Source organism: Peribacillus sp. N1, assembly GCF_054600815.1.
Map to the genome: position 1 here is coordinate 20,690 of NZ_BAAHZO010000003.1, position 26,468 is coordinate 47,157.

The 26,468-nt window shown below is 40.5% G+C and carries 24 protein-coding genes and 1 riboswitch; of the genes, 8 read left to right on the forward strand and 16 right to left on the reverse strand.

Annotated elements, in window-relative coordinates; translation table 11 throughout:
* Nucleotides 1-52: 52 nt before the first annotated feature.
* From ACYP5M_RS12975 to ACYP5M_RS13005, 7 genes are all read right to left on the reverse strand, one after another.
* The gene (locus tag ACYP5M_RS12975) at nt 53-595 is read right to left on the reverse strand and encodes a glycerol-3-phosphate responsive antiterminator (RefSeq protein WP_452444634.1); all 543 of its coding nucleotides are present in this window, start codon (nt 593-595) and stop codon (nt 53-55) included.
* Between the two features lie 172 nt (nt 596-767).
* On the reverse strand, nt 768-1,187 hold the full coding sequence (locus ACYP5M_RS12980; protein WP_459735143.1) for a hypothetical protein: 420 nt from the start codon (nt 1,185-1,187) through the stop codon (nt 768-770).
* 208 nt (nt 1,188-1,395) lie between these two features.
* Complete coding sequence (locus tag ACYP5M_RS12985) at nt 1,396-3,651, reverse strand: arylsulfatase (RefSeq protein ID WP_434167992.1); 2,256 nt, start codon at nt 3,649-3,651, stop codon at nt 1,396-1,398.
* A 16-nt stretch (nt 3,652-3,667) separates the two neighbouring features.
* Nucleotides 3,668-4,495: an ABC transporter permease gene (locus tag ACYP5M_RS12990; RefSeq protein WP_452444636.1), complete on the reverse strand. Its 828-nt coding sequence runs from the start codon at nt 4,493-4,495 to the stop codon at nt 3,668-3,670.
* A gap of 14 nt (nt 4,496-4,509) precedes the next feature.
* Complete coding sequence (locus tag ACYP5M_RS12995; protein WP_452444637.1) at nt 4,510-5,286, reverse strand: ABC transporter ATP-binding protein; 777 nt, start codon at nt 5,284-5,286, stop codon at nt 4,510-4,512.
* A 100-nt stretch (nt 5,287-5,386) separates the two neighbouring features.
* Entirely contained in the window at nt 5,387-6,391 is a 1,005-nt protein-coding gene (locus tag ACYP5M_RS13000; RefSeq protein WP_459735144.1) for an ABC transporter substrate-binding protein, read from the reverse strand.
* 20 nt (nt 6,392-6,411) lie between these two features.
* Entirely contained in the window at nt 6,412-7,356 is a 945-nt protein-coding gene (locus ACYP5M_RS13005) for a formylglycine-generating enzyme family protein (RefSeq protein ID WP_434167996.1), read from the reverse strand.
* Between the two features lie 417 nt (nt 7,357-7,773).
* Nucleotides 7,774-7,875: riboswitch (SAM riboswitch) on the forward strand.
* Between the two features lie 83 nt (nt 7,876-7,958).
* On the opposite strand from ACYP5M_RS13005, the gene ACYP5M_RS13010 reads away from it, so the two are divergent.
* Nucleotides 7,959-9,062, forward strand: a complete 1,104-nt coding sequence (locus ACYP5M_RS13010) for a 5-methyltetrahydropteroyltriglutamate--homocysteine S-methyltransferase (protein WP_434167997.1) — start codon at nt 7,959-7,961, stop codon at nt 9,060-9,062.
* A gap of 53 nt (nt 9,063-9,115) precedes the next feature.
* On the opposite strand, the gene ACYP5M_RS13015 is transcribed toward ACYP5M_RS13010, so the two are convergent.
* Complete coding sequence (locus tag ACYP5M_RS13015) at nt 9,116-9,994, reverse strand: LysR family transcriptional regulator (RefSeq protein WP_459735145.1); 879 nt, start codon at nt 9,992-9,994, stop codon at nt 9,116-9,118.
* Between the two features lie 115 nt (nt 9,995-10,109).
* On the opposite strand from ACYP5M_RS13015, the gene ACYP5M_RS13020 reads away from it, so the two are divergent.
* Nucleotides 10,110-11,570 (forward strand): aldehyde dehydrogenase family protein, encoded by a 1,461-nt coding sequence (locus tag ACYP5M_RS13020; RefSeq protein ID WP_459735146.1) that lies wholly within the window; start codon nt 10,110-10,112, stop codon nt 11,568-11,570.
* Between the two features lie 119 nt (nt 11,571-11,689).
* Here ACYP5M_RS13020 and ACYP5M_RS13025 read toward each other — a convergent pair whose 3' ends face one another.
* From ACYP5M_RS13025 to ACYP5M_RS13035, 3 genes are all read right to left on the reverse strand, one after another.
* Nucleotides 11,690-12,214 (reverse strand): hypothetical protein, encoded by a 525-nt coding sequence (locus ACYP5M_RS13025; protein WP_191930761.1) that lies wholly within the window; start codon nt 12,212-12,214, stop codon nt 11,690-11,692.
* Between the two features lie 338 nt (nt 12,215-12,552).
* A complete protein-coding gene (locus tag ACYP5M_RS13030; RefSeq protein WP_260358666.1) occupies nt 12,553-13,653 on the reverse strand; it encodes a CaiB/BaiF CoA transferase family protein in 1,101 nt (366 codons plus the stop codon).
* Nucleotides 13,654-13,892: 239 nt separating this feature from the next.
* The gene (locus ACYP5M_RS13035; protein WP_459735147.1) at nt 13,893-15,374 is read right to left on the reverse strand and encodes an amino acid permease; all 1,482 of its coding nucleotides are present in this window, start codon (nt 15,372-15,374) and stop codon (nt 13,893-13,895) included.
* A 443-nt stretch (nt 15,375-15,817) separates the two neighbouring features.
* Here ACYP5M_RS13035 and ACYP5M_RS13040 point away from each other — a divergent pair, with 443 nt between their 5' ends.
* Both ACYP5M_RS13040 and ACYP5M_RS13045 read left to right on the forward strand, forming a co-directional pair.
* Nucleotides 15,818-17,443 (forward strand): M4 family metallopeptidase, encoded by a 1,626-nt coding sequence (locus ACYP5M_RS13040; RefSeq protein ID WP_260358667.1) that lies wholly within the window; start codon nt 15,818-15,820, stop codon nt 17,441-17,443.
* A 274-nt stretch (nt 17,444-17,717) separates the two neighbouring features.
* Nucleotides 17,718-18,119, forward strand: a complete 402-nt coding sequence (locus ACYP5M_RS13045; protein ID WP_034310428.1) for an SET domain-containing protein — start codon at nt 17,718-17,720, stop codon at nt 18,117-18,119.
* A 177-nt stretch (nt 18,120-18,296) separates the two neighbouring features.
* On the opposite strand, the gene ACYP5M_RS13050 is transcribed toward ACYP5M_RS13045, so the two are convergent.
* Complete coding sequence (locus ACYP5M_RS13050) at nt 18,297-18,485, reverse strand: hypothetical protein (RefSeq protein WP_434168002.1); 189 nt, start codon at nt 18,483-18,485, stop codon at nt 18,297-18,299.
* A gap of 89 nt (nt 18,486-18,574) precedes the next feature.
* Nucleotides 18,575-19,813 (reverse strand): beta-N-acetylhexosaminidase, encoded by a 1,239-nt coding sequence (gene nagZ / locus ACYP5M_RS13055; RefSeq protein ID WP_452444639.1) that lies wholly within the window; start codon nt 19,811-19,813, stop codon nt 18,575-18,577.
* A 183-nt stretch (nt 19,814-19,996) separates the two neighbouring features.
* Between nagZ and ACYP5M_RS13060 the strand changes: the two genes are divergently transcribed.
* Nucleotides 19,997-20,350, forward strand: a complete 354-nt coding sequence (locus ACYP5M_RS13060; protein WP_101223563.1) for a hypothetical protein — start codon at nt 19,997-19,999, stop codon at nt 20,348-20,350.
* Between the two features lie 63 nt (nt 20,351-20,413).
* Here ACYP5M_RS13060 and ACYP5M_RS13065 read toward each other — a convergent pair whose 3' ends face one another.
* Nucleotides 20,414-21,196, reverse strand: coding sequence for a TrmB family transcriptional regulator (locus ACYP5M_RS13065; protein ID WP_101223564.1), 783 nt, complete (start codon nt 21,194-21,196; stop codon nt 20,414-20,416).
* Between the two features lie 214 nt (nt 21,197-21,410).
* On the opposite strand from ACYP5M_RS13065, the gene ACYP5M_RS13070 reads away from it, so the two are divergent.
* Both ACYP5M_RS13070 and ACYP5M_RS13075 read left to right on the forward strand, forming a co-directional pair.
* Complete coding sequence (locus tag ACYP5M_RS13070; RefSeq protein ID WP_459735148.1) at nt 21,411-22,181, forward strand: sulfite exporter TauE/SafE family protein; 771 nt, start codon at nt 21,411-21,413, stop codon at nt 22,179-22,181.
* Nucleotides 22,182-22,286: 105 nt separating this feature from the next.
* A complete protein-coding gene (locus tag ACYP5M_RS13075) occupies nt 22,287-23,225 on the forward strand; it encodes an oxidoreductase (RefSeq protein WP_434168004.1) in 939 nt (312 codons plus the stop codon).
* 74 nt (nt 23,226-23,299) lie between these two features.
* Here the strand turns inward: ACYP5M_RS13075 and ACYP5M_RS13080 are convergent, their stop codons facing one another.
* Nucleotides 23,300-23,740, reverse strand: a complete 441-nt coding sequence (locus ACYP5M_RS13080; RefSeq protein ID WP_095679904.1) for a peptidylprolyl isomerase — start codon at nt 23,738-23,740, stop codon at nt 23,300-23,302.
* Between the two features lie 162 nt (nt 23,741-23,902).
* On the opposite strand from ACYP5M_RS13080, the gene ACYP5M_RS13085 reads away from it, so the two are divergent.
* Nucleotides 23,903-24,895: an NADPH:quinone oxidoreductase family protein gene (locus ACYP5M_RS13085; protein ID WP_101223567.1), complete on the forward strand. Its 993-nt coding sequence runs from the start codon at nt 23,903-23,905 to the stop codon at nt 24,893-24,895.
* A 37-nt stretch (nt 24,896-24,932) separates the two neighbouring features.
* Here the strand turns inward: ACYP5M_RS13085 and ACYP5M_RS13090 are convergent, their stop codons facing one another.
* On the reverse strand, nt 24,933-26,399 hold the full coding sequence (locus ACYP5M_RS13090; RefSeq protein ID WP_434168005.1) for a PAS domain-containing sensor histidine kinase: 1,467 nt from the start codon (nt 26,397-26,399) through the stop codon (nt 24,933-24,935).
* Nucleotides 26,400-26,468: the final 69 nt, after the last annotated feature.

Consider the following 26,468-nt stretch of genomic DNA (forward strand, 5'->3'; position numbering starts at 1 on the left):
TATTTTGTGAAAAATTAATCTATTTTTCTGTAATTTTTTCAATTTTTCCCTATTAGACGATATCCCATAATTCAGTTTTTGAAGTGGTGATTGACGAGGCGCCGGCATCAAGGGCATTCAGGACTTCATCCGAAGTACGTATGAGGCCACCTGCAAAAATCGGTGTCTGCAATCGTTCCTTCACTTCTTTTATCATCCATGGCATGGCGCCCGGCAATACTTCGATATAATCCGGCTTGGTTTTCTGCACCAGCTTATAACTTTTCTCAAGCGCATGTGAGTCTATTAAAAAGATTCGCTGGATGGCAATGACCCCCTTTTGCTTCGCCTTCAATATAACGCTTGATTTAGTCGAAATCAGCCCATAGGGGTTATATTCCTGACAAATGAATTCTGTCGCGTACTCATCACTTCTTATGCCATGGATCAAATCGACATGATAAATCATTTTCTTATTATGTTGTTTTGCCATCATACTTACATTTTTCAATTGTGATATATGCAAATCAAGAAACACACCTATTTCATAGGAACTTTCTAGAAATCTTTCAAAATCCTTCATGTTTGCTGAAGCAGGCAAAATCTTTTGATCCATCATTATCCTCCTCATTCCCAGAAAAACTCAAAACTTCAAGTTATTTAGTATATTTTAAAGAGCTTGATTTATCAATCACATTTTTTTCATGACCAATCTCACCATAACACTAACATACCCTTCACTCCCTTTATAGTTTGCGGATAAGGTTGTATGTAAAATATCCCTTAACTCATAAAGAAAGTTTCATTTTCAATGCACCTTCGACAAGTTCATACGATTTAATTGTGCCAACCGGAATTTTTCTCACGATATTCCAAGCATTAACATTCATTTTGATCTTTCTTTTTTCAAATTCAAAAAATGGCGGTCTGTTAAATATCCTTTGGTTGATGAAATTCCTGTCAACTGGTTCCATTTCCACTAATTCAAATGAAATCGTTCTTTTTTCCACATGAACCGGTTTTAATGTAATCCGGAAAGCTACGTTTTTCTTAAACATCATTTTTTTCACTTCCATCGTTCCGGAAAGCACAATATGCTTCGGCGTAATCTCGACTTTAATATCCAGACCAGATGATTTCATTTTTATGATTCTCTCTACCATGGCTTCAGTTACCGTTATCGGTATGCCACTTTTGAATGGACTCATCCTTGCATTCCCCTCCTGCCATGCATATAAAACGTCGGTTATAGCATATGCCGGGTTTCCCGATGCAGTTAACATTCATCTTCCTGATCATATAATAAATTTTTACCAAACGGAGAGGTTGCCAATACTTATTCATAACAGGTTGACGAATTTAACAAAACAAAGAGCCAGTCACTCAAAATGAATGGCCGGCTCTTTTCCCTATAGGTTATTCGATCGCTAATTCTTTTTTTATGATTTCCTTTAGGTTTCTTTGATATTTTTCGGTATGGATACTCACCTTTTTGAGTCGATCAACTAGTGAAAATGGCTCTTTATAATGAGGGGTAATATAGCTTGATTCATTATGTCCAATATGAAGTAGCCCATCAAAGAATCCAATGGAATCAATATCTCCAATAATTCCCTTTCCAATAAGTATATCATTTGAATATAAGCGGATTTCTCCTTGATTGCTTTTCAATATTTCATGTTCGACCTTAAGTTGTTGATATCCTGCTTCCAGACTTCCCTCAGAACGAACGAGATACTTTTTAACATTTTTATGGTTAAAATAAAAATGCAGTTTCCCTTCCTTAATGAAGATGCTGATCCCTCCGCTATTTTCACCGTGTGCAAAAATGACGCCTTCCGTTCCTGAATCCATAAGTACTTCTGCTGTGATTTCAAAGTTTTTGTTTCTTAAATCCGGTGCAACCGAACCCCGAAAAGGGACACTTGATGGATAAAACACTTTGAAAGCAGGCTCAGAAGATTGAGGTTTCAGCTTGATCATGCCTTCAAGTTTCTTATCTAATGAGCGGCCATCTAAAGGCAGCACACCATATTTTTTTGCTTCTTTCCACCATAGGTCAATTAGCTCTTTAAGCTTCTGGGGATAAATCGAAGCTAAATTGTTCAATTCCGTGAAGTCTTCGTCTGAATGATATAATTCCCACTTGTCATTCTCAAAGTCACCATTAGGAGTATGGGCGGCAACGGCTTTCCAGCCATTATGCCAAATCCCACGATTCCCTATCATTTCGTAATATTGGGTTTCCTTATGGGTTCTTTCTTCACTATCTAATGTGTAAAGCATGCTTGTTCCATGAACAGGCTGCTGTTTGACTCCTTTGACCTGTTCAGGCATATCTATTTCCAGTAACTCTAAAATGGTAGGGACGATATCCGTTACATGATGATATTGTGTACGAATCGTTCCGGGATGTTTGATTTTCCGTGGATATCTGATAATTAGAGGATCTCTTATCCCGCCTTCATGGACATATGATTTATACCATTTAAGAGGCGTGTTGCCCGCAAAAGCCCAACCTTTCGGATAATGATTATTCGCCATCGGTCCGCCGATTTCGTCCAGACGGGTCAGTTTGGATTCTAACGTTTCCGTTGCACCATGCCAGGAATTAACAGTACCTTCCTCTCCACCCATAGCACATGCACCATTATCGGAAAGCAAAATGAATATAGTGTCATCCAAGCGATTGATTTCTTTCAGAAATGAAACGAAGCGACCGATGTGATAATCAGTATGTTCCAAAAAGCCGGCAAATGCTTCTTGAAGACGTGCATACAGTTTCCTCTCATCTGCAGACAGCGCATCCCATGCTTTAACATCGTGATTCCGTTCTGGTAATATTGCATTTTCAGGGACAATACCCAACTCTTTTTGACGTTCGAACCATTGCTCACGAATCGCATCCCACCCCTCATCGAATTTACCTTTATAATGATCGATAAATTCTTTAGGCGCATGGTGTGGTGCATGAGGTGCCCCATATGCCAAATAAGTGAAGAATGGTTTATTTGGAGTTTCAGATGTTTGATCTTTAATATACGAGATTGCTTTCTCCGTTAAATCCTCTGTAATATGGTATCCATCCTCTGCCTTTTTGGGTTGGCGGATCCGATGGTTGTCTTCCACTAAATCCGGGTTCCATTGATTCGTAGCTCCTGGTAAAAAACCATAAAATCTTTCGAATCCCCGTCCGAGCGGCCAGTTATCGAAGGGGCCCGTATTCGTATGCTCTTTTCCGGGAGTTAGATGCCATTTCCCCACGGCAAATGTGTTATAACCGTTTTCCACAAGCACTTCACTTAGTAAGGCACTATCTTTTCTAACCTTCCCACGGCTGTGCGGAAAGCCGCTATCATATTCAGCTACAAAGGATACACCTGCAGAATGGGGATTCCTTCCTGTTAATAAGGCCGCCCTGGTCGGAGAGCAAATCGCGGTTGTATGAAAGTTGTTATAGACAAGCCCTTCGGAAGCCAAACGATCAATATTGGGTGTTGAAATAGAAGACCCATAGCATCCTAATTGCGAAAATCCAAGATCATCCAAGAGAATGACCACAACGTTTGGTTTCTTATCTGAGGTCTTTGAAGTATCAGGCCACCATGGAGTCGATTCTTCTACTGTTTTAGCTATTTTACCTAGAAATGTTTCATCTTGATACGTACTCATTTTCATACCTCATCCCTTATTTTTTTACAACGTCATATCTCTTCAATACGATTTTTCCAAATTGGGTAAACACTCGGTCCATAATGAATCCCATCAAGCCAAGTATGACTAGACCAACGAAAATCCAATCCGTTTTAAAGTACAATCGTGCATTCCAGATCATGTACCCGATTCCTTCATTTGCCGCAACCATCTCTGCACCAACAATGGCCATAAATGAGGATCCCATCGCCAATTTTGCTCCAGTGAAGATATATGGGAGGGACGCAGGTATAATGACATGGAACATGATTTGTAATTCCGATGCCCCCATACTTCTCGCTGAACGAAGTTTATCTTCTTCTATCGCCAATACACCAGTCATTGTATTGATTACGACAATAAAGAAAGTTGCATACATAATCAGAAAGATTTTCGATTGCTCACCAATTCCAAACCAAAGCATGAATAACGTAATAAATGCCAGGGGGGGGATAAAGCGAACAAAATTGATTATGGGGTCAAATAGTGCTCGGATAACCTGAACGCGCCCTACTAATAACCCAATCGGGATTGCCACGATATTACCTAACGTCCAACCTGTAATGACCCTTAAAAAACTTACCCACATATATAAAAACAGGGAACCATCCTTACTAAGATCGATGGCACCTTGCCAAACGGCTAGGGGACTCGGTAAAAATTGAGGGTCAGAGAAGCTTGCAGCCATGCTCCAAATCAAAAGAACGATAGCCCAGGCGCTCATTCCACTTTTCACTAATTTCTTAAAGAAGGCAGGAACCTTCTTCTTTTTCCAAGGTTGAGATGCCTCTTTTTTTATGATTTCCTGTCCCAATACACTCATGTTTTTATCTCCTATCAATCAAAATGTGCTTGAATGTTTTGATAAAAAAGATTGAATTCTTTATCGGTGAACATTCTTGGATATGGCAAGGGAATATCATATATATCCGTAATTCGGGAGGATGGACCAACAGACATGACACCAATGCGATTACCTAGTAATAATGCTTCCTGAATATCATGTGTTACAAAGATGACCGTTTTATTTGTTTCTTTCCAAATTCGAATCAATTCTTTTTGCATCGTTCTTCGGGTCATTGCATCGAGTGCCCCGAAAGGTTCATCCATTAATAAGATGTCAGGATCATTAGCTAATACCCTTGCTAATTGCACGCGCTGTTTCATCCCTCCAGAAAGCTCTTTAGGGAACTTCCCTTCATGACCCTTTAAGCCAACAAGTTCAATGAAATAAGAAGATTTCTCTTCACGATTCGATTTAGGTGTTTTCTTCATTTTCAATCCGAATTCGACATTTTCCTTAACAGTCAGCCATGGAAATAGAGCTGCATCTGCTTGTTGGAAAACAACACCTCGATTGCTTCCGGTATTGTTTACCTCCTCTCGGTCCACGATAAGTTTCCCGGAAGTTTTTTCAATGAATCCAGCAATCATGCTCAATAAAGTGGACTTTCCGCATCCGCTTGGCCCAAGTAAGATAAAGAACTCACCGCTTTTTATCGTCAAATCTATATTCTCAAGGACGTAATGACTATTTTCATTGAAGGATTTCGATAAATCGGAAATTGAAATCGCAATAGGTGACTTCATTACTTCGTCAATTACTGTACTCATATCACTTCACTCCTTTTAATTGACAGAAAAAACTTTGATGCAGCACATCCTGAACCATGTCATAAACGAGAATATCAACGACAGATATGGCTGCATTTTTCTAGTAAGTGACGGATTCAGGCAATGCTTTTTTTAATGGCTCAAGAGCTAATTTTTCTTTCAATTCATACGAATCTTGTAATATTCCTTTTTCTTCAAGCCATACTCTCATATCCTCGAGGTGAACGGCATCTTCCTTTGTAAATCCTAAAACATAATTTGTTCTTTCTAGATCCTTAAGTGCATCTTCTTCTGGTATTTTCAGCTGTTCGAATGCCAGTTTTGCAGTTTCCCCTTTATGGCCATCCACATAGTCAACTCCTTCAGATAAGGCTTTCAATGCATGTTCAAGAGATTTTGGATTTTTTTCAACAAATGATCTTTTTGCAAGAAGGTAGCTATCAATCGTCACTCCTGCACCAACCAAATTATCAAGTTGATTTACTTCATCAATTTCCTTAAATGTATCTGTAAGTGCACCACTAACCCAAACAGCATCAATATCGCCTTTTTTCATTCCAATAATCGCTTCGTCAGGCGTACTGTATGGAACATATGTGATATCTTTTTCATTGATTTTATTAGCTTCTAAGTATTTAGCCCACACATATTCATAGACAGTTCCTTTTGAAACTCCTAACTTTTTCCCTTTTAAATCACTTGCCGATTCAATATCCCCTTTAACAAGTAGCTGGGTTTCCTTGGAGGAATCCTCTTTCCCTCTTGTAAGTGTTCCTAAAATCACCATATCCCCTTTACCTAACGAGTTTAACAAGGCGTAATCTGCAGCTATTCCAGTATCAGCTTGTTCTGTTAATACAGCATTAACCGTGTCAATTCCCATGGCAAAATTGGTAAGCTTTGCTTCTACGCCGTAATTTGAGAAGTATCCCTGTATCTCTGCCGCCCTGAATTGAAGTGAACCACCTGCTGCAGTATCAATAGCCATCCTTATAACGTCACTGTTAGGTGCACCAGCATCTTCTGAAGGAGATGAGGAACATCCAGCGATAAATAAAATGTTTAACATCGAAATAACAACCAATAAAGACCTCAAATTTTTCATGTTCATATCCCCTATGGCACTTATTTTTTTAAGTTGGCAACACATCTAAAACCCATATGCCCTGTAGAGCTGTCAATCATATTATAAGTACGGGCTGAAATCCTATAACGATTACAATATGATCGATGGCATAGATAGGATCCGCCTTTTATCAGTTTTGCAAAAGGATCGGGATCGAGGACTTCACTTCCATGTTGAATTGAAAATGTATCCTCGCACCATTCCCACACATTCCCCGACATGTTATAAAGGCCAAAATCATTCGGTTCAAATGTATCAACAGGAGCCGTTCCTAAAAATCCGTCTTCTCCCAAATTTTCGTTTGGAAAATTGCCTTGCCAAATATTACAGTGATGCTTTCCCCCTTGGTGCAACTCATCCCCCCAAGGATATTTACGATTTACCACTCCACTGGCAGCAGCATATTCCCATTCCGCTTCTGTCGGAAGTCTTTTTCCAGCCCATCTACAAAACGCTTTGGCATCATTCCATGACACATGGACGACCGGATGGTGAAAGCGATTCACGATTGAGGAATCCGTCCCTTCCGGATGCTTCCAGCAAGCATTTCGAACAGCTATCCACCAAGGTGTTTTTTCGGCTGCCCCCACCATATCCCGTTCCATTCGTTTGTTGACAAACAAGTTAAAAACAAAAGACCATCCATATTTCTCCGCATCTGTTACATAACCGGTATCCTTTATAAAACAATAGAATTGTTCATTTGTTACGGCGTATCGGTCCATGTAAAAGGACTCAATCTTTACTGTTCGTGGTGGATATTCACCATCTTCTCTTGAACTATCTTCATCACTTGATCCTAGTAAAAATTCACCTGCTTGTATCAAAGACATATTATAGAAATCGTTTTTGTTTGTCGGGATCGAATCAAGGTCAGTTTCAATTGAAAGAAAATTCCGTCTTTTTAATACAGTACAGCATGATTTCATATTTGTTGTTTTCATGTTTCCACTCTCCAATGAATCTTCTCCTAGGCACTGCTTATGCCTGTATTATCACAATTTTTTCCGAACAAAAAAGGACACAGAAATGTTGTAATGAACAACAATTCAGTATCCTTTGGTTGACCAATTGGATAATCCAATTTTATTCTCTTTTCTTTATGCAATTTAACAATAAAACATAAATACTCATTAATCAAGTAGGTTTAATTATTTTATTTGTTTTTTTCAGTCTTCCCTACTAATCGTTATTTTAAAAAACCACGTCTAAACCTGATCTAAAAAGTGGTATAAAAAGCCGAATACAGAAAATGATCATGCCAGGAACCGAGTAATAAACGGTATATTCTAAATATTCAACCTCCAGCGCTTGACCTTTATAAAAACTACCTGTATAGTCATAGTTAATTTAATAGACAACTCTTATCCAGAGAGGTGGAGGGACTGGCCCTTTGATGCCTCAGCAACAGACTATTCATGTACTGTGCTAATTCCAGAAGTGTAAAAACTTGAAGATAAGAAGAGTATATAGCTTTGTTGCCAAAACCTCTTCTTATTTTTTAAGAAGAGGTTTTTTATTTTTAAAAGGAAAGAAGGAATGCAACATGTCAATCACATTAACGAAAGCACCATTCAGGGCCGATCACGTCGGAAGTTTATTAAGACCGGAACGTTTACATATTGCCAGAAAGCAATTTAGGGAGGGTACCCTTTCAGCAGAGCGCCTTCGTGAAATTGAAACCGAAGAAATCAAACGGATTGTCGATAAACAAATTGAAGTTGGATTAGAGGCTGTTACGGACGGCGAGTTCAGACGAACATGGTGGCACTTTGACTTCCTCGAACATTTAAATGGCATCGAGGGATATGTGACTGAAAAAGGTCTCACATTCGATGGTGTGGAAACAGAGAGATATAACGTTCGCAATACCGGGAAGGTTTCATTCAATCCTGAACATCCCTTCATTAGTGATTTCATTGAATTGAACAAAATCGTGAACGGTCGTGCCGTTGCTAAGCAAACGATTCCCAGTCCGAATCAGTTATTTGCTGCAGGTATTCATAATGAAGACATCTACCCTGATATTGAAGATTATGCAAATGATATCATCAAGGCGTATCAGCATGCTTTGAAAGCCTTTTATGAAGCAGGTGTGCGTTATCTTCAATTGGATGATGTATATATTGCCAGACTTTCAGCTCCAGATTTCCAGTTCAAAGATGGAAAATATACGAGGGAACAGTTAATTGATCTTGCACTTCGTGTCATTAATGGAGCATTGGAAGGCAAACCAGAAGACCTTGTCGTCACTACCCACCTATGTCGCGGAAACTATCAGTCGACTTGGGCGTTTGAAGGAAGCTATGCCCGTATCGCTCCAACTTTATTGGCAAAAGAAAAAGTGGATGGATTCTTCTTGGAATATGATGATCAACGCTCAGGGGATTTCAAACCATTGGAATACATTCCAAATGGCGGTGCACAGGTTGTACTGGGGGTCGTCACTTCAAAAAATGGGGAAATCGAAGACAAGGAAGCTGTTAAGGCACGCATTAAAGAAGCCTCGCACTTCGTTGCTCTCGAACAATTATGCTTAAGCCCTCAATGCGGCTTCGCCTCCACCCATCACGGCAACAAGCTAACCGAAGAACAGCAATGGGAAAAGCTGAAATTCGTCGTTGATGTAGCAAAAGAAGTGTGGGAATGATTCATCTTTAAATGTAACGTAAAAGCTAGGCATTAGGCAGGCCTAGCTTTTCTTCAAAACAGCTCAATAAAATGTTTTGCCGTTTTGGAAAGATAACGATCTTGTCTAAAAACCAAAGCTATATTCGATTGAATTGAAGAATCGATAATATCCAACACTTTCACTCCTTTTATAATATGAGGTGAAACAGCTGATTTCGGAACAATACTCGCCCCAACTCCAGCTGAAACCAGAGAGAGCAGAACATTTACATCATGGCATTCGCATAAAATATTTGGCTGTATTTCCCGCTTTTTAAATTCCTCGATAATTTCTTCGTAAATCCCTTGTCCTTTTTCCCTATGCACTAAAAGCAATGGGATATTTTCAATATCCTTTAAATGAACCCTACTCTTTGAAGTGAAACTGTCCCAATCCTCAGGTACAACAAAAACATTCGGCACTTGTCCTATGTTCAAAATGGAAAGACCCTTCATCTCGACAGGTAAATGAACAATAGCAAGTTCAATATCCTGATTCTCCAAATAATTACTTATTTCATATGGATCTCCTGCGAATATTTTAAAGGAAACGGAAGGATATTTTTTCTTAAAATCATTAATTTTATCAGGTAAATAAGACATATAGGCAAGTACGGAACCTACTGAAAGGGTACCTTTAATTCCCTCACCCGTTTCCTTCACTTCGAGCAAGGAGTCCTCGAAATATTGCAGCATATTCTTAGCCTTCTCGTAAAGTACCCTCCCAGCTTCGGTCAATTCCATACTTTTACCATTCCTTTTTCGCTCAAGTAAAGTAGTCCCTAATTCTTCTTCCATAAGGCGGAGCTGCTGGCTTAATGGCGGCTGTGACATATTCAATTTTTTTGCTGCACGGGAAACCTGGCCTTCTTCTGCAAGAATAAGAAAATATCGTAATTGTCTAATATCCATTTTGGCACCTCTAATATATATGTAAAGCGTATATAAACTTAATTATATAGATATTTTAAATATGATACAAACAGCAGTAAAATATATTTGTTTACAATATAAAGGGGTGTTCAAAATGGAGAAATTCAAGGATCTAAACAAAAGCTTCATCAATGGGGAATGGATGGAAGGCTCAAGTCAACGCAGATATAATATTTTAAACCCATACAATAATGCCGTGATTTCAAATGTGAGCTTGGCTACATCAAAACAGCTCGAAGAATCATTTGAAATAGCAAAAAATGCTCAAAAAGGTTGGGCAAAAACATCAGCTGAAAAACGTCGTCAGGTCCTGCTTAAAGTTGGTGAATTCCTACAGGAAAACCGGAATGAAATCGTTGAAATGATTTCCCGTGAAACGGGTGGATCGCTTATTAAAGCAAATGTTGAATTTCAGCTTACTATGGAAATAGTCGAAGAATCTACTAACATGGTGGATGAAATATATCAAATGCATGAGGTTCCGTCAGCTATAGATCATAAAGTCAATCATATACATCGACTGCCACTAGGAGTTATTTCTTCAATATCTCCGTTTAACTTTCCGATGAACTTGTCAATGAGAACCATCGCACCAGCCATTGCATTAGGAAATGCAGTCGTTCACAAACCGGACGTTCAAGTTGGATTTGCTGGAGGAATCATCATTGCTGCAGCATTTGAATATGCCGGTCTTCCAAAAGGCGTCTTTAATATGATCCTAACTGACCTGGAAGAAATCGGTGATGGCATGCTGACAAACCCGATCCCCAAATTAATCAGCTTCACAGGTTCTACTCCTGTAGGACAGCACATCGGGGCCATTGCAGGGAAAAACCTAAAACGAGTTGCGCTGGAGCTCGGCGGTAATAATCCTTTCATTGTATTATCTGATGCAGATGTGGACCGTGCCGTTGATGCTGCAATTTTTGGGAAGTACATTCACCAAGGACAGATTTGTATGTGCATTAACCGCATAATCGTGCATAAAGACCTTTACGAAGAATTTACTGCAAAATTCGTTGAACGTGCAAAAGCTCTTCCATTTGGTGACCAATTAGATCCTAAAACAATCATTGGACCACTTGTGAACGAGCGTCAATTAGAAAAGGTACAACAAATCATCGAGGAAACTAAAGCTGCTGGGGTCAATGTAGCACTTGAGGGAGAACGCATTGGCAATGTACTGACACCAACTATTTTCCGGGATGTACAGAACTCGGATAAAATTGCACAAACAGAAATGTTTTCCCCTGTCGTGTCCATCATTCAAACAGAAACAGATGAAGAAGCCATTGATATCGCCAATGACACCATTTATGGTTTAAGCTCGGCTATCTTCACTTCTGATCTGGATAAGGGCGAACGCTTGGGGTTGCAAATCGACAGCGGAATGACACACATCAATGATCAAACCGTTAATGATGGAACGAACATACCATTCGGCGGGAACAAAATGAGTGGTTTAGGCAGATTCGGAAGCCCATGGATTGTCGAAGAATTCACTGTTACGAAATGGATTTCCCTTCAAACGCAATATCGTGAATATCCATTTTAACCATTAAATCATCAGGCATCTGATACAACCTTTTAGGATGTATACAGATGCCTTTTTTCAGTAATTACGTACTAAGGAAAGGTCACAAAAAAAAGAACGGCCACCAGCACGTCCCCTTTTTACTTGCAGCTATCATCATCATCCATTTTTTTCACAAATATATCATCCGTCACCCTATCTTCCAGCTTGTTCCTCAAGGCCAATTCCGCAGCCTTCCCGTCACTAGGCGATCCGTCCGCGAAATACATCGGAAACAAGGAGAAAAACATAATATAGAAAGAAAAATAGATAAATTGATACCAGATTACCGAGCTGTCCAGGATATTCTGATACACTAAGCTATATATGATCAGCATGCTGACCAAATTAAAAATAGATCCGCCTAAATATATAAGCGTATTCGTCAATCGATTATCATGTTTCAATCCCTTGAACTCGCAAGTCCCATTCCAAAAATAATATTTCCTCACCTCTATGTTCCGAAAGGCAAAAAGTTTATTACCACAACCGATCAAGATTTTCTTTTCTGATCCCCCAAAGATCGTAACAAAGAAAATATGCCCGCTCAAATGTATCAGCGTAACGATCGGCATGATCAAAAAAAAGGAAAATAGAAATTTAATGATATCAGAGAGACCAAACATGTTTAATCAACCCTCCTTACCAGAGCATTATCAGGATGCTACTCTGATACCCTGCCCACACTAGTTATAACTAGTAAATTTTCACAGTGTTAATATGTTGCTTTCCACAACTGATAGGAGGATAATTTGTCCTCTTCTGCTTAATCCGGCCTTCCACCGATTAATTCGACCTATCTCCTGCTTTATTCGACCTTTCATCAATTAATCCGACCTATCTCCTGCTTTATTCGGCCTTCCACCGATTAATTCGACCTTCCTCATGCCTTTTCCGGCATTCAAAAAAAACAGGCTATCACCTTCCAAAAAACTCGGAAAAGTGATAGCCTTTACATCTTTATTTAACGATTGGGGGTGCGAAGAATTTCTGCGTTGTTTTGTCCTGGCCTCAAGCCAGCATGTTTATATTCAGGGGTGAAAACCGATGTTTTGATTGGACAGGCGATTTGCTTCTGGACATTTCCTTTTCCGTCAGGTACCTCGACGATCATTCCCCTCTCCTTCAATTGGGGGTGTTCGGCCGCTTCGGTGAAGGTCAGCACTGGTTCTGCGCAGGCCTCGAAATCAGCGAATATTCCCTGCCATTCTTGAAAATCTCTTTCAAGGAAAGCAAGTCGGATGGCCGTTTTAAACCTGATTCCGCTTTCTTCATCGCTATTCATGCTCAGTTCATATAATTCGGGTGCACCGATCGCTTCACATAATGCTTTTCGAAAAGGGGGCTCAAGGCTTCCTACCGAAAAATGACGTCCATCTTTCGTTTCGTAAAAGTCATAAAATGACCCTCCGTTCAACATCAGTTTTTCTGGTTCAAGCTCGAGGCCCCCTTGTAAATTCAAAGGTGCGGATATGGCATTCAAGGCAAAGCTGCAATCGGTCATGCTGATGTCGATGGCTTGGCCGAATCCCGTTCTTTCCCTGTGAATGACTGCAGATAATATACCGATAACAGCATGCAATGAGCCTCCGGCAAGATCTGCTATTTGGGTTCCGTTTTTTGCCGGTCCGCCCTTTTTCGTACCGGAATAGCCTGATAAGCCTGCAATCGAAATATAATTGATATCATGTCCCGGTCGGTCTTTATAGGGACCAGTCTGGCCGAAGCCCGTGATGGAACAGTAAATCAGCTTTGGATTGATCGATTTTAATGCCTCATACCCCAGTCCCAGACGTTCCATTACACCTGGACGGAATTGTTCAATGACGATATCGTATTCCTTCACTAGGTTTTTTACGGATTCGATTGACTCAGATTGTTTTAAATCCAGTGTGATCGACTTCTTCGATCTGTTAAGATATTGGTTCACACCCCATGAATCCTTTGCTCCCGGCCTCTCTACCTTCAAAACATCCGCTCCTAAATCCGCTAGCATCAAAGTGGCAAATGGGCCTGGCAGTAACGTTGAAAAGTCCAATACTTTTAAATGAGTCAATAAGGTCATCAGCCGTGCACCTTCCCTTTCCATTGAAAATATTAAAAGTTTTCCGCGTCGTTCTGTAAATTCAATTTAGCAGAGATTACGATTATCATATAACACCTCTCATCGGATATGTATAAATTTCCATTTAACAAAAATAAAAAGCTAGGAATCGGCTTCCTAGCTTTTTGATAATGAGCCTAACAAGTAAAAGCCGGACAATTCAATACTGCATTGTCCGGCTGATTTCACTTTAAGGTTGTTCATTCATATTTTTTGTCAAAGTCAAATTCGACTTCATCAAGTTTAACGAATTTAGTTTTTCTTGTTAGTTTATAGCCAAACCATAGACCAAGGAAAAGCGGGATTCCCAGATATGCAGCTATAACACTGCCCCAATCGATCTGGTCTGAGAAAAAGGCTTGGATATTTTGGGACAGGATGACGATCATGCCAATTAATATGGCAAAGATCGGACCTATCGGGAACCATAATGCCTTATATGGCAGCTTCTCCAATGAATGGCCTTGAGCGATGAATGCTTTTCGGAAACGGTAATGGCTGATGGAAATGCCCAGCCAAAAGATGAATCCTGTAATTCCAATGGCATTCATTAACCAAATATACACTTTACCATCACCGAATACGGAGGCTAAAAAGGCTAACATGCCGATGGAACATGTCAAAATCATTCCTGCAACCGGTACTCCGCGTTTATTAAGTTTTGCAAAAATACGCGGTGCTTGCCCATCTTTTGCCATTGAATATAACATACGCGTTGATGCATATAGACTGGAGTTACCTGCTGATAATACCGCTGTTAAAATGACTGCATTCATAAGCGAAGCAGCAAAGGCCACTCCAGCTTTTTCAAAAATGAGCGTGAATGGACTTACCATGACGTTATCGCCTTGTAAACTTGGGTTCGTATAAGGGATAAGCAGTCCTATTACGAAGATTGCAAATACGTAAAAGAGCAGGATTCTCCAGAATACACTTTTAATGGCCTTCGGTATATTCCTTGCTGGATCTTCACTCTCACCGGCAGCCACACCGACAATTTCAGTACCTTGAAAAGAAAAGCCAGCCGCTATGAATACAATGAAGACACCCATGAACCCACCCGGGAAAGGGGCCTCATCGACGGTGAAGTTTTTAAAGCCTACCGCTTCGCCGCCCATAATGCCGACGATCATTAGCAGCCCGACGATTATAAAAATAACGATGGCCGTGACTTTTATGAAGGAAAACCAGTATTCCCCTTCACCATATCCTTTAACGGATAAATAGTTCAATAGGAAAATGAGCACCAAGAATGATGAACTCCACAACAATGATGGACTATTCGGAAACCAGAATTTCATGATCATTGTCGAGGCCGCCAACTCTGCCGCTATCGTCATCGACCAATTGAACCAATAAGTCCATCCCAAAGCAAACCCAAATGCCGGATCGACGAATTTCGATCCATAGGTACTGAATGAGCCGCTTGTCGGCATGAATGCTGCCAGTTCCCCTAAGCTCGTCATCACAAAGTACACCATTGCCCCAACTAAGGCATAAGCAAGTAATGCACCGCCTGGTCCAGCTGTATGAATGGCTGCCCCGCTGCTGAGGAACAGCCCGGTGCCAATAGCCCCGCCAATGGAAATCATCGTTAAATGGCGGGATTTTAAACCGCGCTTTAGTTCTTGTCCTTCTTGCTGTGGAGGATGCAAGATGTCATGTTCTTGTTTTGGTATCATAAATTTTCATCCCTTTCTATATAAGCGCTTTCATATATGGAGAAATCCATTTAATAAATTTTCCTATTTCATAGACTTTCAAATAGACCTAATTTACAATTCGAATTCCTTTTCTGAATATATGCAATTTTCATGCCAAGTTTATAAAACGCAATATTCAACAAATCATCAAAAAAATCGCCTTAAATAGACAAATTTTTTTGCACTTTACGCCATGTTTTTTTGCACATTATGCCATGTTTTTTTGCACATTTATTCATTTGGTTTAATTTAAATACATTCCAAATATTACTAAAAGAATATATTCAAAGAATATTTCTATAAAAATCCATTTTTCTCCATTTTATTCCTTTAAATGTCATATTTTTTGCGAGTTTTCTCCATTTGATAATAATTATGAAACGATGTAAAAATGAGGTATTCTCATGAAGGAGTTGAGTGTTATGAAAGGTAAGGTATTTTTAGGAACTGCACTATCCATCGGTCTATTATTTTCTGCTATTCCCAATCAAGAAGCTTTAGCAGCAAAAAATGTGTTAAGTGTTGAAAAGTACAATAAGCATAAGGATTCGCTAGAATACAAGTCTGGGAAACTTACGGATCCCTCAAAGCAAACGGCAGAAGATATCATTCTTACCTTTTTTGATGAAAACAAAAAGTCTTACAAGCTAGAAAAGCAAAAGGCGAAAGACTCCTTCACGATCGAGAAAGAAAGCAAGGATGAACTGGGCAATACCGTCCTTAGATTGCAACAAACCTATAAAGGCGTACCTGTATGGAATTCCACACAAGCAGTATTGATTGACGCTAAAGGTGTATTGACCGTCGTGTCCGGTACGGTTGAAGCCAATCTAAACACGAAATTAGGGAAAAAGGCTAAAAAAGGCATCAGTGAATCCCAAGCTATCAAAATAGCTGAAGCGGATCTAGGGTTCACACCTGCCTACGAACAATCACCTGAATCTGACCTATATGTATATGCAAATGAAGGCAAGGCCGATTATGTATATAAAGTCAATTTGAAATTCTTAAGTCCGGAACCAGGAAATCATAATTATTTCATTTCAGTCAAAACGGGTAAAATCCTGAATAAATATAATACACTGGATGAAGTAACGGGGACCAACTCCGTCGGAACGGGCACTGGCGTCTTAAACAATACCGTGTCGCTGAACACTACCTTATCCAACGGTCAATACTACTTACAAGACAATACACGCGGTAAAGGCATCTACACGTATAATGCCAATAACCGTTCAAGATTGCCTGGTACACTCTTTTCAAACACAACAAATGCATTTACTGCTTCTGCCGATAAAGCTGCGGTGGATGCCCATTATTATGCGGGTAAAACCTATGATTATTACAAATCCACATTTGGCCGGAACTCCTATGATGGTAATGGAACCATCCTGAAATCAACCGTCCATTATGGCTCAAGATACAATAATGCTTTCTGGGATGGCACCCAAATGGTTTACGGTGATGGAGATGGCACGACGTTCATCCCATTGTCCGGCGGGCTCGATGTCGTTGCGCATGAACTGACTCATGCCGTCACTTCCTCGGAATCGAACCTTACCTATCAATATGAATCCGGTGCTTTGAATGAAGCGATATCTGATATTTTTGGCACCGTTGTGGAATTTAAGAATCAAAGTGCCAAAGCCGATTATTTGGTCGGGGAAGATATTTACACACCTAACATTTCCGGTGATGCACTCCGCTCGATGGCTAATCCAACATTGAATGGTGACCCTGACCATTATTCGAACCGTTATACAGGAACGGGTGATAATGGCGGAGTCCACACGAACAGCGGAATCATTAATAAGGCAGCTTATTTAATCTCTGCAGGCGGAACCCACCATGGCGTGAGTGTATCCGGAATCGGCATCGATAAACTAGGAACCATCTTTTACAGGGCAAATACAACATATTTAACTTCCTCGTCAACTTTTTCACAAGCCAGAGCGGCGGTCATACAATCGGCCTCTGATTTATACGGTTCAAGCAGTGCAGAAGTCACGGCCGTCAAAAATGCCTTTACAGCTGTCGGTGTGAATTAAGAGATTCACCTTTATGATAAACACCTCCCTAGCATCACCTCTAGCGGAGGTGTTTTTTCTTATGCGGGGCTACCCCGATCATTTCAGCAGTTCGCTGCCTTCTTTCGGCCTTATTGTGTGGAATTCCGTCCTTTGGTACGGGGAGAACGTCAATAAAAACAATCTTGTCGTTTGCTAAAAATGATTAATTCCGTAAAATAGTTGCTTTTCTTCTTATTAACTGTCAAGCTTAGATAATCTGGACTATATTGAATAGAACAAGTAGGTGACGAACATGATTGAAGTTAAAACTTCCACACTCAGTGATGGTGAGTTCAATAGAGGCGTATTCGCAACACGAGATATTAAAAAAGGTGAGCTTTTGCATGAGGCACCTGTCATTGCATATCCAAACGAGGAGCATGTTTTCATAGAGAAGACATTGCTGGCTGACTATGCGTTTGAATATGGAATAAACCATACTGCCATGCTTTTAGGCTATGGCATGCTGTTTAATCATTCTTATACACCCAACGCTACGTATGACATAAACTTCAAGAATCATACTTTTGATTTCTTTGCTTACACCGACATAAAGGCAGGAGAAGAAATCCTGATTAATTATAATGGTGAAGTCGATAATGAGGATCCGCTTTGGTTCAATAAAGAAAATGATGGTGAAGATGAAGCTGAATGATCATTGATCATTCATGAAAGCACTTGTACTTTTTAAAACCTGTCCAAGGTTTTTCGAAAGTATAAGTGCTTTTCCTTTTTCCTTTCACCGGCTTGATGAATTCACTGCTGGATTTTAAAAGGATCATACGCAATAAATAAAGCCCCATTAAGAATAACTTAATGGGGTCATTTCACCTTAACGTACGGATGGGTTACTTGATTTTGTTTTGGTTATTGATTGGAATTGGCCCTTAACCTTACCAATGGTTTCGGGTGTAGCTAGGGATCTTATTTGACTCATCGTTTTTTCACGGGTTTTCTTATTGCGCATTAAAAATGCAGCTGCTCCTATCAGGACGGTTCCAAGCATTTTGTTTGATGGCATGTTAGTTTCCTCCTTCAAGTTAGTCCTATATAGTATTCCCTCTATGGACTGATTTAAACAAAAGCATACTTGGGAGAGCGATTCCGCTTTTATTTATCCTTGCTCAGGCTTTCGATAAACTTTAGGCTTTCGGGATTTTTCACGACTTTTTCAGCTTCATCCGGATCAGCTTTCGTTTGCTTCATATTGTAAAGTTTATATGTCAGCACTCTTTTCACTGACTCGTCAATTCTATCCATTGGAACTTCCCCTGCTTTTACTGCTCGCAGTAATCCGTTATATACCTCAAGCTCATGGGCATATTCATGACAGACAAGTAATAAGTCAGCTCCTGCAAGAATTGCCTGCTTCCCCATCTCTTCATAAGAGAAATACTTGTTCACAGCACCCATTTCCAAATCATCTGTAACGACAAGTCCTTCATATTTGAGTTTCCCCCGAAGCAGGTCTTCGATGATGATTTTAGAAAGGCTTGCTGGTTTTTCTTTATCATAGGCTGGATATTTAATGTGGGTCACCATCACGAAAAAATTTTGGTTATCCAGTTCACTTATGATTTGCTTGAAAGGATAAATATCAGAATTTTCCAGATCAAGTTGGTTTGCCTCCACGGATGATGTTTCGACATGTGGATCGATTTCGCTGCGTCCGTTTCCAGGAAAGTGCTTCAATGCACCAGTTATCGATACATCGTTCAAGCCTTGAATGGCTTTCTTTCCGTATTGATACACCTTTTCCGGATCTTGTCCCAATGAACGCTTATCCGTTTTCGATAGATCAAGAACAGGGGCAAAATTAATGTTAATCCCCATGGAGCCCAGTTCTGTACCATTCAATTTGGCCACTTTGTACACGTCTGTAACGGATGCATTATTTCCAAGGTCCTGTTGTGCAGGGAGGGGCGATACCCGTTCCTTCATCCGAATGATGTCCCCTCCTTCCTGATCGATGGCAACCATCAACGGGAGTGAATGGGTACTTTGATTGGCCATTTGCTGAAGCGAATTGGATAACCTGGCCACTTGTTTAGGGGATTTCATATTGCGATCAAAATAAATGACGCCCCCTATATGTTTTTGTTCGATAAGCTCCGTAATTTCACTGCTCTTTTCGGTTCCCTTGAAACCGACCATCATAAGCTGTCCGATTTTTTCTTCAAGCGTCATTTTTTTCAGCAATTTTTCTATTCTCTCATGGTTATCCGAACCTGCTTCTTTCCCTTTTTCCGCTCTGTAATTCACATCCATATTCAACTGAATGAACACCACTGTAAAACCGAGGATTGCGATGAGGAAAAGACCCCAATATATATTTTTTTTATTCTTCATGCTTTGACCTTCATTGACATTTTCTCTGTCCTTCCTTGATAGCCCTTTTATTGATTTCGCTGTACACATCTTAATCATGTTCATAAAGTGACAATTCTATATCATCATTGCTGATTTTTTTGAATAAAGCATTAGCTGCGTACCATACTACAAAACATAGCCTAAATAAAAGGAGATGCCCCCATGAACGGAATCTTGAAGAATATTGCCGTCACCTTCAGTCATGCAGTCGATTATGCAAAAGAAAAAATAACGGCCTTTACAGGATCAACTTCTGTTACGATAGCGGAATTGAGTGAGCACATCATCAATCAGCCTGAAACAAAACTAATCAGGAAAAACCTTTTAGGTATACCTTTTTCTTTTTATCATTTACAAAAAGAAGACGTTACGTACTATTTGGAAATGAAAAGCTCACAGGTTCTCCAGTTGGATGTTCAAGCGCATAATCATCCGATTGTGTCTTACAGGTCTTATCGAGATAAATCCAGCTTGCCCACGGCCATTAGGTTTCCTAAAACCCTTTTATCCGAATGACTTCGTTACAAAAATAAAAAAGCTGATATCCCCTGCATATGGGGTTATCAGCTTTTTTCAATCTTATAGGGAGAAAAAACGGTCTCTTTCACTTGAAATCCATTTCTCTGCATCTTCTTCATCCTTTTTAACCAACCGGTTAACGAGGATATCATGCCAAATGTAATTTTCGAGAAAATTGATATGAATGGGATCATCTGTGTAGAACGCCGTTTCCCTCGTTTCGGGCGAAGGGCCGTAAATCGTCTCCTTGCCATCGATGGATAAGATGAACCATTTGTTTTCTCCGATATTTTCCACATAGCTAGTTTTGCGATGTATATCTATACCTGATAATGGGTTTTCAACCTGAAATGCAATCCCCTTGAGAGTGCAATGCGCGGCGACCCCTTTTAGCTCTTGTTCAAGTTTTTCATACATCTCGTCCCATAAGGAAACCACCACCCTTTTCTCGGCTTTGTGAATCAAAGTACGGCAGAAGGATAGGATGTGCCCTTCACCCTTAAGCGTCATTACACGATTGTCGGACATCGGTTCGATTTTCTCGAATTGCTTTAGTGTATGGCTGATGGATTGATAGGTATTGTTCCATTTTGATTGAACCGATTCCAAAAAAACATCGACTGGCAGCGGTGAATATTTTATCGAGTCATTGATTTCCTCTTTTAAGACGATTCCTTCTTCTTGCAGTCCATTTAATATCTCATAGATGCGGGCCCTCGGAATTCCTGATTCCTTGCTTACTTGATAGGCACTGGCTGGGCCTTGGCGAACCAAAGAAACATAAGCCTTTGCTTCATATTGACTAAACCCGAGAGACTGTAGTTTTTGAATGATATCTTGCATAGTACCTCCTAGTGCTTTTAGTAAGTTATATGCCTATCATACCAAATCTCTTATCGAAATCTATTTCGAATTCAAATTGGTATGACTCATAATATTCTTATTTACAGAATGGTTTCGATTAGTTACTATCTAAATAGTGACTAATAAAAACGGCTTATGGCTTCTGCAAAACAAGCAATCCAGCCTGAATGCCATTGATACGGAGGCTTCTTAGATGGAAGATATACAAATTTCAACACTTTTGCTGCTGATGTTTTTCGGATTTTTGGCAGCATTCATTGATTCTGTGGTCGGCGGCGGCGGCTTGGTTTCGATACCCGCTTTATTATTTTCAGGACTTTCCCCGTCAGCAGCGATCGCAACGAATAAGTTAGCAAGTTCCATGGGGTCTTTAACAAGTACCATTGCCTTCATTCGCTCAGGTAAGGTTGATTTCAAATTGGTTTCCAAACTTTTCCCATTGATTTTCATAGGTTCCCTGCTAGGAGCTTGGGTTGTCAATTTCGTCTCGCCTGAATTATTAAAGCCAATGATCTTGGTTCTATTAATAGCTATTGCCATTTATACCTTTTTTAAAAAGGACTGGGGCCAGAAATCGACTTACCATAAACTCACATGGCAAAAGGCTGCACTATTTGCGTTCGCTATATTTGCGATTGGTTTTTATGATGGATTTTTGGGGGCTGGAACGGGATCTTTCATTTTGTTTGCCTTTTTAATGATTGGCTTTGATTTTTTGCACTCTGCAGGAAATGCAAAATTTTTGAACTTCGGAAGTAATTTGGCAGCACTGATCATGTTCATATTCCTTGATACCGTCAATTTTTCCTATGGAATACCGATGGGGATCTCCATGATAGCAGGAGCGTTGGCCGGTTCTAAATTTGCTATTAAAAAGGGAGTGGCCTATGTAAGAGTATTATTTATCATAGTAACCGTCATTCTGATCATGAAAAATATAATGGATTACTTAATGGGCGGCTAATTTTAAAAAAATAGAATTCAGCACCTGATTCCCGCCACAGTATGTGACATATAGGAATTATTTGGGTATATGATAGGTATAGACTGTGTGGAAAGGTGTGGTTGGATGATTGAAAAGTGGAATGGCGAAGAAATGGCAGATGCATCAGGGCAAACCATTGTGATTACTGGTGCCAATAGTGGGCTTGGCTTCGAAGCGGCTTTTGCACTGGCGGGTAAGGGGGCAGAAATCATCCTTGCTGTCCGGAATGCTTCAAAGGGAGAAAAGGCGGTCGATAGAATCTTAGGGGTCCACCCTAAGGCAAATGTACGCGTGATGCAGCTGGATTTAAGTGATTTAAGCAGCATTCGGCATTTTGCTGATTCATTTCAGGAAAACTATGACTCACTCTCCGTCCTCATCAATAATGCAGGTGTGATGATTCCGCCATACAGTAATACGAAGGATGGTTTCGAGCTGCAATTCGGCAGCAATCATCTCGGTCATTTTGCTTTGACAGGTCTCCTTCTTCCGCTAATCCTTTCTACGCCAAAATCGCGTGTGGTCACATTGAGCAGCTTGGCCGCCATCAATGGATATATAGACTTCGAAAACTTAAATGGTGAAAACGGTTATAAACCAATGAAATACTATGGGCAAAGCAAGCTGGCCAATCTACTCTTCGCCCGCGAATTACAGAACAAATTCACCCAGCATGGTGCAAGTCAGATCAGTGTTGCCTGTCATCCTGGCCTTTCCCATACTAATCTCATGTCACGCGGATCTGGCAAACCCATAAATAGAATCGTGCACTTTCTTTCGAAAACCATCACCCAGCCGGCAAGTATGGGAGCATTGCCTACCCTTTATGCCGCAACGGAACCTACATTAACAGGCGGGGAGTACATCGGACCCGATGGAAAGAAGAGCAGAAAAGGCTTTCCTAGAAAAGACGATATCATCGATACCTTATATAATGAAGAAACTTCAAAAAGATTATGGGATATTTCAGAAACCTTGACAGAGGTCAAATATCGTTTCACTGAAAGCATCACACCAAAATGAGTCTATATTTCCCCTGTTTTTTCATGAACGGTGCAAAAAAAAGAGGGAGCATAATGCCCCCTCTTTTCGCTTCATCATTCAGCGTCAAAAACTTCGACTTTTTCCATTTTATCGCCATTTTTCATAGCTTTGGCTGTTTCTAATCCAGATGTCACTTTACCGAATACTGTGTGAACACCGTTAAGATGTGGTTGTGGTTCGTGCACGATAAAGAATTGGCTTGAGCCTGTATCTTTTCCGGCATGTGCCATTGAGAGGCTTCCAGCCTCATGTTTGTGAGGGTTTCCTTCTGTTTCACATTTGATTTGCGTGCCGCTTCCGCCTGCGCCTGTACCTGTTGGATCTCCGCCTTGGCTTACGAAACCAGGGATTACACGGTGAAAGACCACACCATTATAAAATCCTGTGTTTGCCAAGTTTTCGAAGTTAGCCACTGTGTTCGGTGCTTCGTTCGGGAAAAGGTCGAATTCGATTTTTTCCCCATTTGCCATAAGTATGTATCCTTTTTTAGCCATGTAAAACATCTCCTTTAATATGAACTGAATCAAATCTTATAGTACCACTTTTAGAAGCAGAAAGAAAAGCAAGCGCTACTTATTTCGAATTGTATCATTATACATTCCTATATTTTTTCTTTTATAATGGGGTAGATTCATTATTATAAGGGGGAACGTACCATGATTCAGCAATTTGATGCTTTAGTCGTGAACAAGCAAGATGATCAATTCACCGTTAACATTCAGAAACTATCACTTGATGATCTACCTCAAGGCGAAGTGCTCATCCGCGTTCATTATTCCGGTGTGAACTATAAAGATAGCCTTGCAGCCATTCCGAACGGAAACATCGTCAGCAGCTATCCGATCGTTCCGGGCATTGATATGGCTGGTGTTGTCGTTTCATCTGAGGATTCCCGCTTTAAAGAAGGAGACGAAGTCATTGCGACCTCCTATGGGATTGGCGTTTCCCAATCAGGAGGCTATAGTCAGTTTGCTCGTGTTCCTGCAGAGTGGATCGTCCCGTTACCTGATGGCCTTACAATGAAAGAGGCGATGATCATCGGAACGGCCGGTTTCACTGCAGCACTATCGGTTCTGCGATTGGAGGAAAATAACCTCACTCCTGAGCAAGGGAGCGTTCTCGTCACTGGTGCAACTGGCGGGGTTGGCAGTTTCGCTGTCTCGATCCTTTCCAAACTTGGCTATTCCGTTGAGGCGAGTACAGGAAAAGAATCGGAACATGGATACTTGAAGAAAATCGGTGCGGCGACCATTGTATCACGAGAAGATGTATATGATGGCAAGCTGCGGGCACTGGGCAAGCAAAAGTGGAGCGGCGCGGTAGATCCCGTCGGCGGTGAACCGTTAGCATCGGTCCTTAGCCAAATCAAGTATGGCGGGGCTGTGGCGGTCAGTGGATTGACAGCTGGTACAAGCCTTCCTTCCACCGTCTTTCCTTTCATCCTAAGAGGGGTTAATCTTCTTGGGATCGATTCGGTCAATTGCCCGATGGATACAAGATTGAAAGTTTGGCATCGTCTTGCCACCGATTTTAAACTCGAGCATTTAGAACAGCTCATTCAACAGGAAATTACACTTGAAGAATTGCCTGACGTCCTTCCTACCCTATTAAAAGGGGAAGCAAGAGGCAGAACGATCGTTAAGCTATAATCCAAAAAGTGACGAGAGCATGGCTTCTCGTCACTTTTCATTGTGAACTTTCATTGATAGGGAGACTGATATCTACAATCGTCCCTTCTCCCACTTCGCTGCTGAAATGAATTTCCCCGTTATGCTCATGGATGATTTTAGTGCTGACCATGAGCCCAAACCCTGTTCCTTTTTCAGAAGTGCTATAAAAAGGCTGGCCTAGATGCTTCATGCGCTCATTTGAGATTCCGCAGCCTTGATCAATGAACCGGATCATTGCAGAGTCACCTTCATGGTTTAACTCTATATGAAGTTTGCCGCCATTCGGCATGGCTTCTATCGCATTATTGACGACATTCGTGAATACTTGTTTTAACTGATTCGGTTCACCAAAGACAGATGCCGAATCCGTATTATATTCCTTGATGATTTCGACATCATTCAATATCGCTTGAAACTCAGCTAACGTAATTACACTATCCAATATATCGTTAAGCTGAATGAATTCACAAACCTTCGCTTCAGGCTCTGCTAAACTTAAAAACTCATTGGCTAGGTTTTCGATTTTTTCTACTTCACTGACCATCATTTCAAGATAGTCCTTTTGCTCAGGATCTTCCCTTAATAATTGTAAAAATCCTTTGACCGTAGTTAATGGATTTCTTATTTCATGTGCGATGCCCGCAGCCATCTGTCCTACCGCCGATAACATATTGGATTTACAGAGCAGCTCTTCGGTCTTTTTACGCTCCGTAATATCCCTGCAAAATACCTGTATGGCGGGTTGACCTTTATATATAATCGGAAGACCGAGTGTTTCTCCATAAAATACTTGTCCGTCAAGTCGGATGAACATTTGTTCCAGTAAACCAACAGCCTGATGATCGTCCCTCATGATCTCGATTCTTTTTTGTACACTTTCCCGGGACTCCAGGTGAACGAACTGAAAAACCGATTTACCGATAATATCTTCGACACTATCCATCCCAAGCATTTTTGCCCCCATGGGATTCATGTACTCTATTATCCCATTGCGATGTACAAAAATCGCTTCAGGTGACACTTCAACTAAACTTCGATACCTTTGCTCACTTTCCTTCAAGGCAGCTTCAGCAAGTTTTTGATTCGTGATGTCCCGATAAACGAAAACGAGGGCACTCGGCTCATTTTCATCATTAAGGATATTGAACAGGGAAATGCTTACATCGATTAACTGGCCATCCTTCCTTAACCTGACCGTTTCAAAGCCTTTACTTTGTACCCCTGCCTTAATCTGGTCATGCAACTCATTGACTGACTCCTTCAAGAAATCCGGAATAATTGGAAACGGCATGCCTATGAGCTCATCATTCGTCCAACCGAAAAACACTTCAAAAGCTGCATTCACTTGAAGGGTCTTTCCTTCCAGATCAACAATGGAAATGGCGTCCGGGTTGTTCTCCATGAAAGACTTAAATCTCTCGGTATTATCCTCCGTCTGTTCCCCCATTTGCCCTTGTCCATAATTAATAAGCCTTTTACTCATCAATTTTTTTATTCCTTTCTTATCCGGAAATTTACAGTCTCAATTTTACAGTATCAGTAAATCATTTGC

Excerpts from the sequence above, each read along its gene's own strand:
- ACYP5M_RS13015 (WP_459735145.1), bottom strand. The coding sequence starts at position 9,994 with ATGGATATTAGACAATTACGATATTTTCTTATTCTTGCAGAAGAAGGC.
- ACYP5M_RS13070 (WP_459735148.1), top strand. The coding sequence starts at position 21,411 with ATGGAAGATATACAAATTTCAACACTTTTGCTGCTGATGTTTTTCGGA.
- ACYP5M_RS13000 (WP_459735144.1), bottom strand. The coding sequence starts at position 6,391 with ATGAAAAATTTGAGGTCTTTATTGGTTGTTATTTCGATGTTAAACATT.
- ACYP5M_RS13045 (WP_034310428.1), top strand. The coding sequence starts at position 17,718 with ATGATTGAAGTTAAAACTTCCACACTCAGTGATGGTGAGTTCAATAGA.
- ACYP5M_RS12975 (WP_452444634.1), bottom strand. The coding sequence starts at position 595 with ATGGATCAAAAGATTTTGCCTGCTTCAGCAAACATGAAGGATTTTGAA.
- ACYP5M_RS13020 (WP_459735146.1), top strand. The coding sequence starts at position 10,110 with ATGGAGAAATTCAAGGATCTAAACAAAAGCTTCATCAATGGGGAATGG.
- ACYP5M_RS13035 (WP_459735147.1), bottom strand. The coding sequence starts at position 15,374 with ATGATACCAAAACAAGAACATGACATCTTGCATCCTCCACAGCAAGAA.
- ACYP5M_RS13060 (WP_101223563.1), top strand. The coding sequence starts at position 19,997 with ATGAACGGAATCTTGAAGAATATTGCCGTCACCTTCAGTCATGCAGTC.
- ACYP5M_RS13030 (WP_260358666.1), bottom strand. The coding sequence starts at position 13,653 with ATGACCTTATTGACTCATTTAAAAGTATTGGACTTTTCAACGTTACTG.
- ACYP5M_RS13010 (WP_434167997.1), top strand. The coding sequence starts at position 7,959 with ATGTCAATCACATTAACGAAAGCACCATTCAGGGCCGATCACGTCGGA.
- ACYP5M_RS12985 (WP_434167992.1), bottom strand. The coding sequence starts at position 3,651 with ATGAGTACGTATCAAGATGAAACATTTCTAGGTAAAATAGCTAAAACA.
- ACYP5M_RS12995 (WP_452444637.1), bottom strand. The coding sequence starts at position 5,286 with ATGAGTACAGTAATTGACGAAGTAATGAAGTCACCTATTGCGATTTCA.
- ACYP5M_RS13090 (WP_434168005.1), bottom strand. The coding sequence starts at position 26,399 with ATGAGTAAAAGGCTTATTAATTATGGACAAGGGCAAATGGGGGAACAG.
- ACYP5M_RS13080 (WP_095679904.1), bottom strand. The coding sequence starts at position 23,740 with ATGGCTAAAAAAGGATACATACTTATGGCAAATGGGGAAAAAATCGAA.
- ACYP5M_RS13040 (WP_260358667.1), top strand. The coding sequence starts at position 15,818 with ATGAAAGGTAAGGTATTTTTAGGAACTGCACTATCCATCGGTCTATTA.
- ACYP5M_RS13065 (WP_101223564.1), bottom strand. The coding sequence starts at position 21,196 with ATGCAAGATATCATTCAAAAACTACAGTCTCTCGGGTTTAGTCAATAT.
- ACYP5M_RS13050 (WP_434168002.1), bottom strand. The coding sequence starts at position 18,485 with ATGCCATCAAACAAAATGCTTGGAACCGTCCTGATAGGAGCAGCTGCA.
- ACYP5M_RS12980 (WP_459735143.1), bottom strand. The coding sequence starts at position 1,187 with ATGAGTCCATTCAAAAGTGGCATACCGATAACGGTAACTGAAGCCATG.
- nagZ (WP_452444639.1), bottom strand. The coding sequence starts at position 19,813 with ATGAAGAATAAAAAAAATATATATTGGGGTCTTTTCCTCATCGCAATC.
- ACYP5M_RS12990 (WP_452444636.1), bottom strand. The coding sequence starts at position 4,495 with ATGAGTGTATTGGGACAGGAAATCATAAAAAAAGAGGCATCTCAACCT.
- ACYP5M_RS13005 (WP_434167996.1), bottom strand. The coding sequence starts at position 7,356 with ATGAAAACAACAAATATGAAATCATGCTGTACTGTATTAAAAAGACGG.
- ACYP5M_RS13025 (WP_191930761.1), bottom strand. The coding sequence starts at position 12,214 with ATGTTTGGTCTCTCTGATATCATTAAATTTCTATTTTCCTTTTTTTTG.
- ACYP5M_RS13085 (WP_101223567.1), top strand. The coding sequence starts at position 23,903 with ATGATTCAGCAATTTGATGCTTTAGTCGTGAACAAGCAAGATGATCAA.
- ACYP5M_RS13075 (WP_434168004.1), top strand. The coding sequence starts at position 22,287 with ATGATTGAAAAGTGGAATGGCGAAGAAATGGCAGATGCATCAGGGCAA.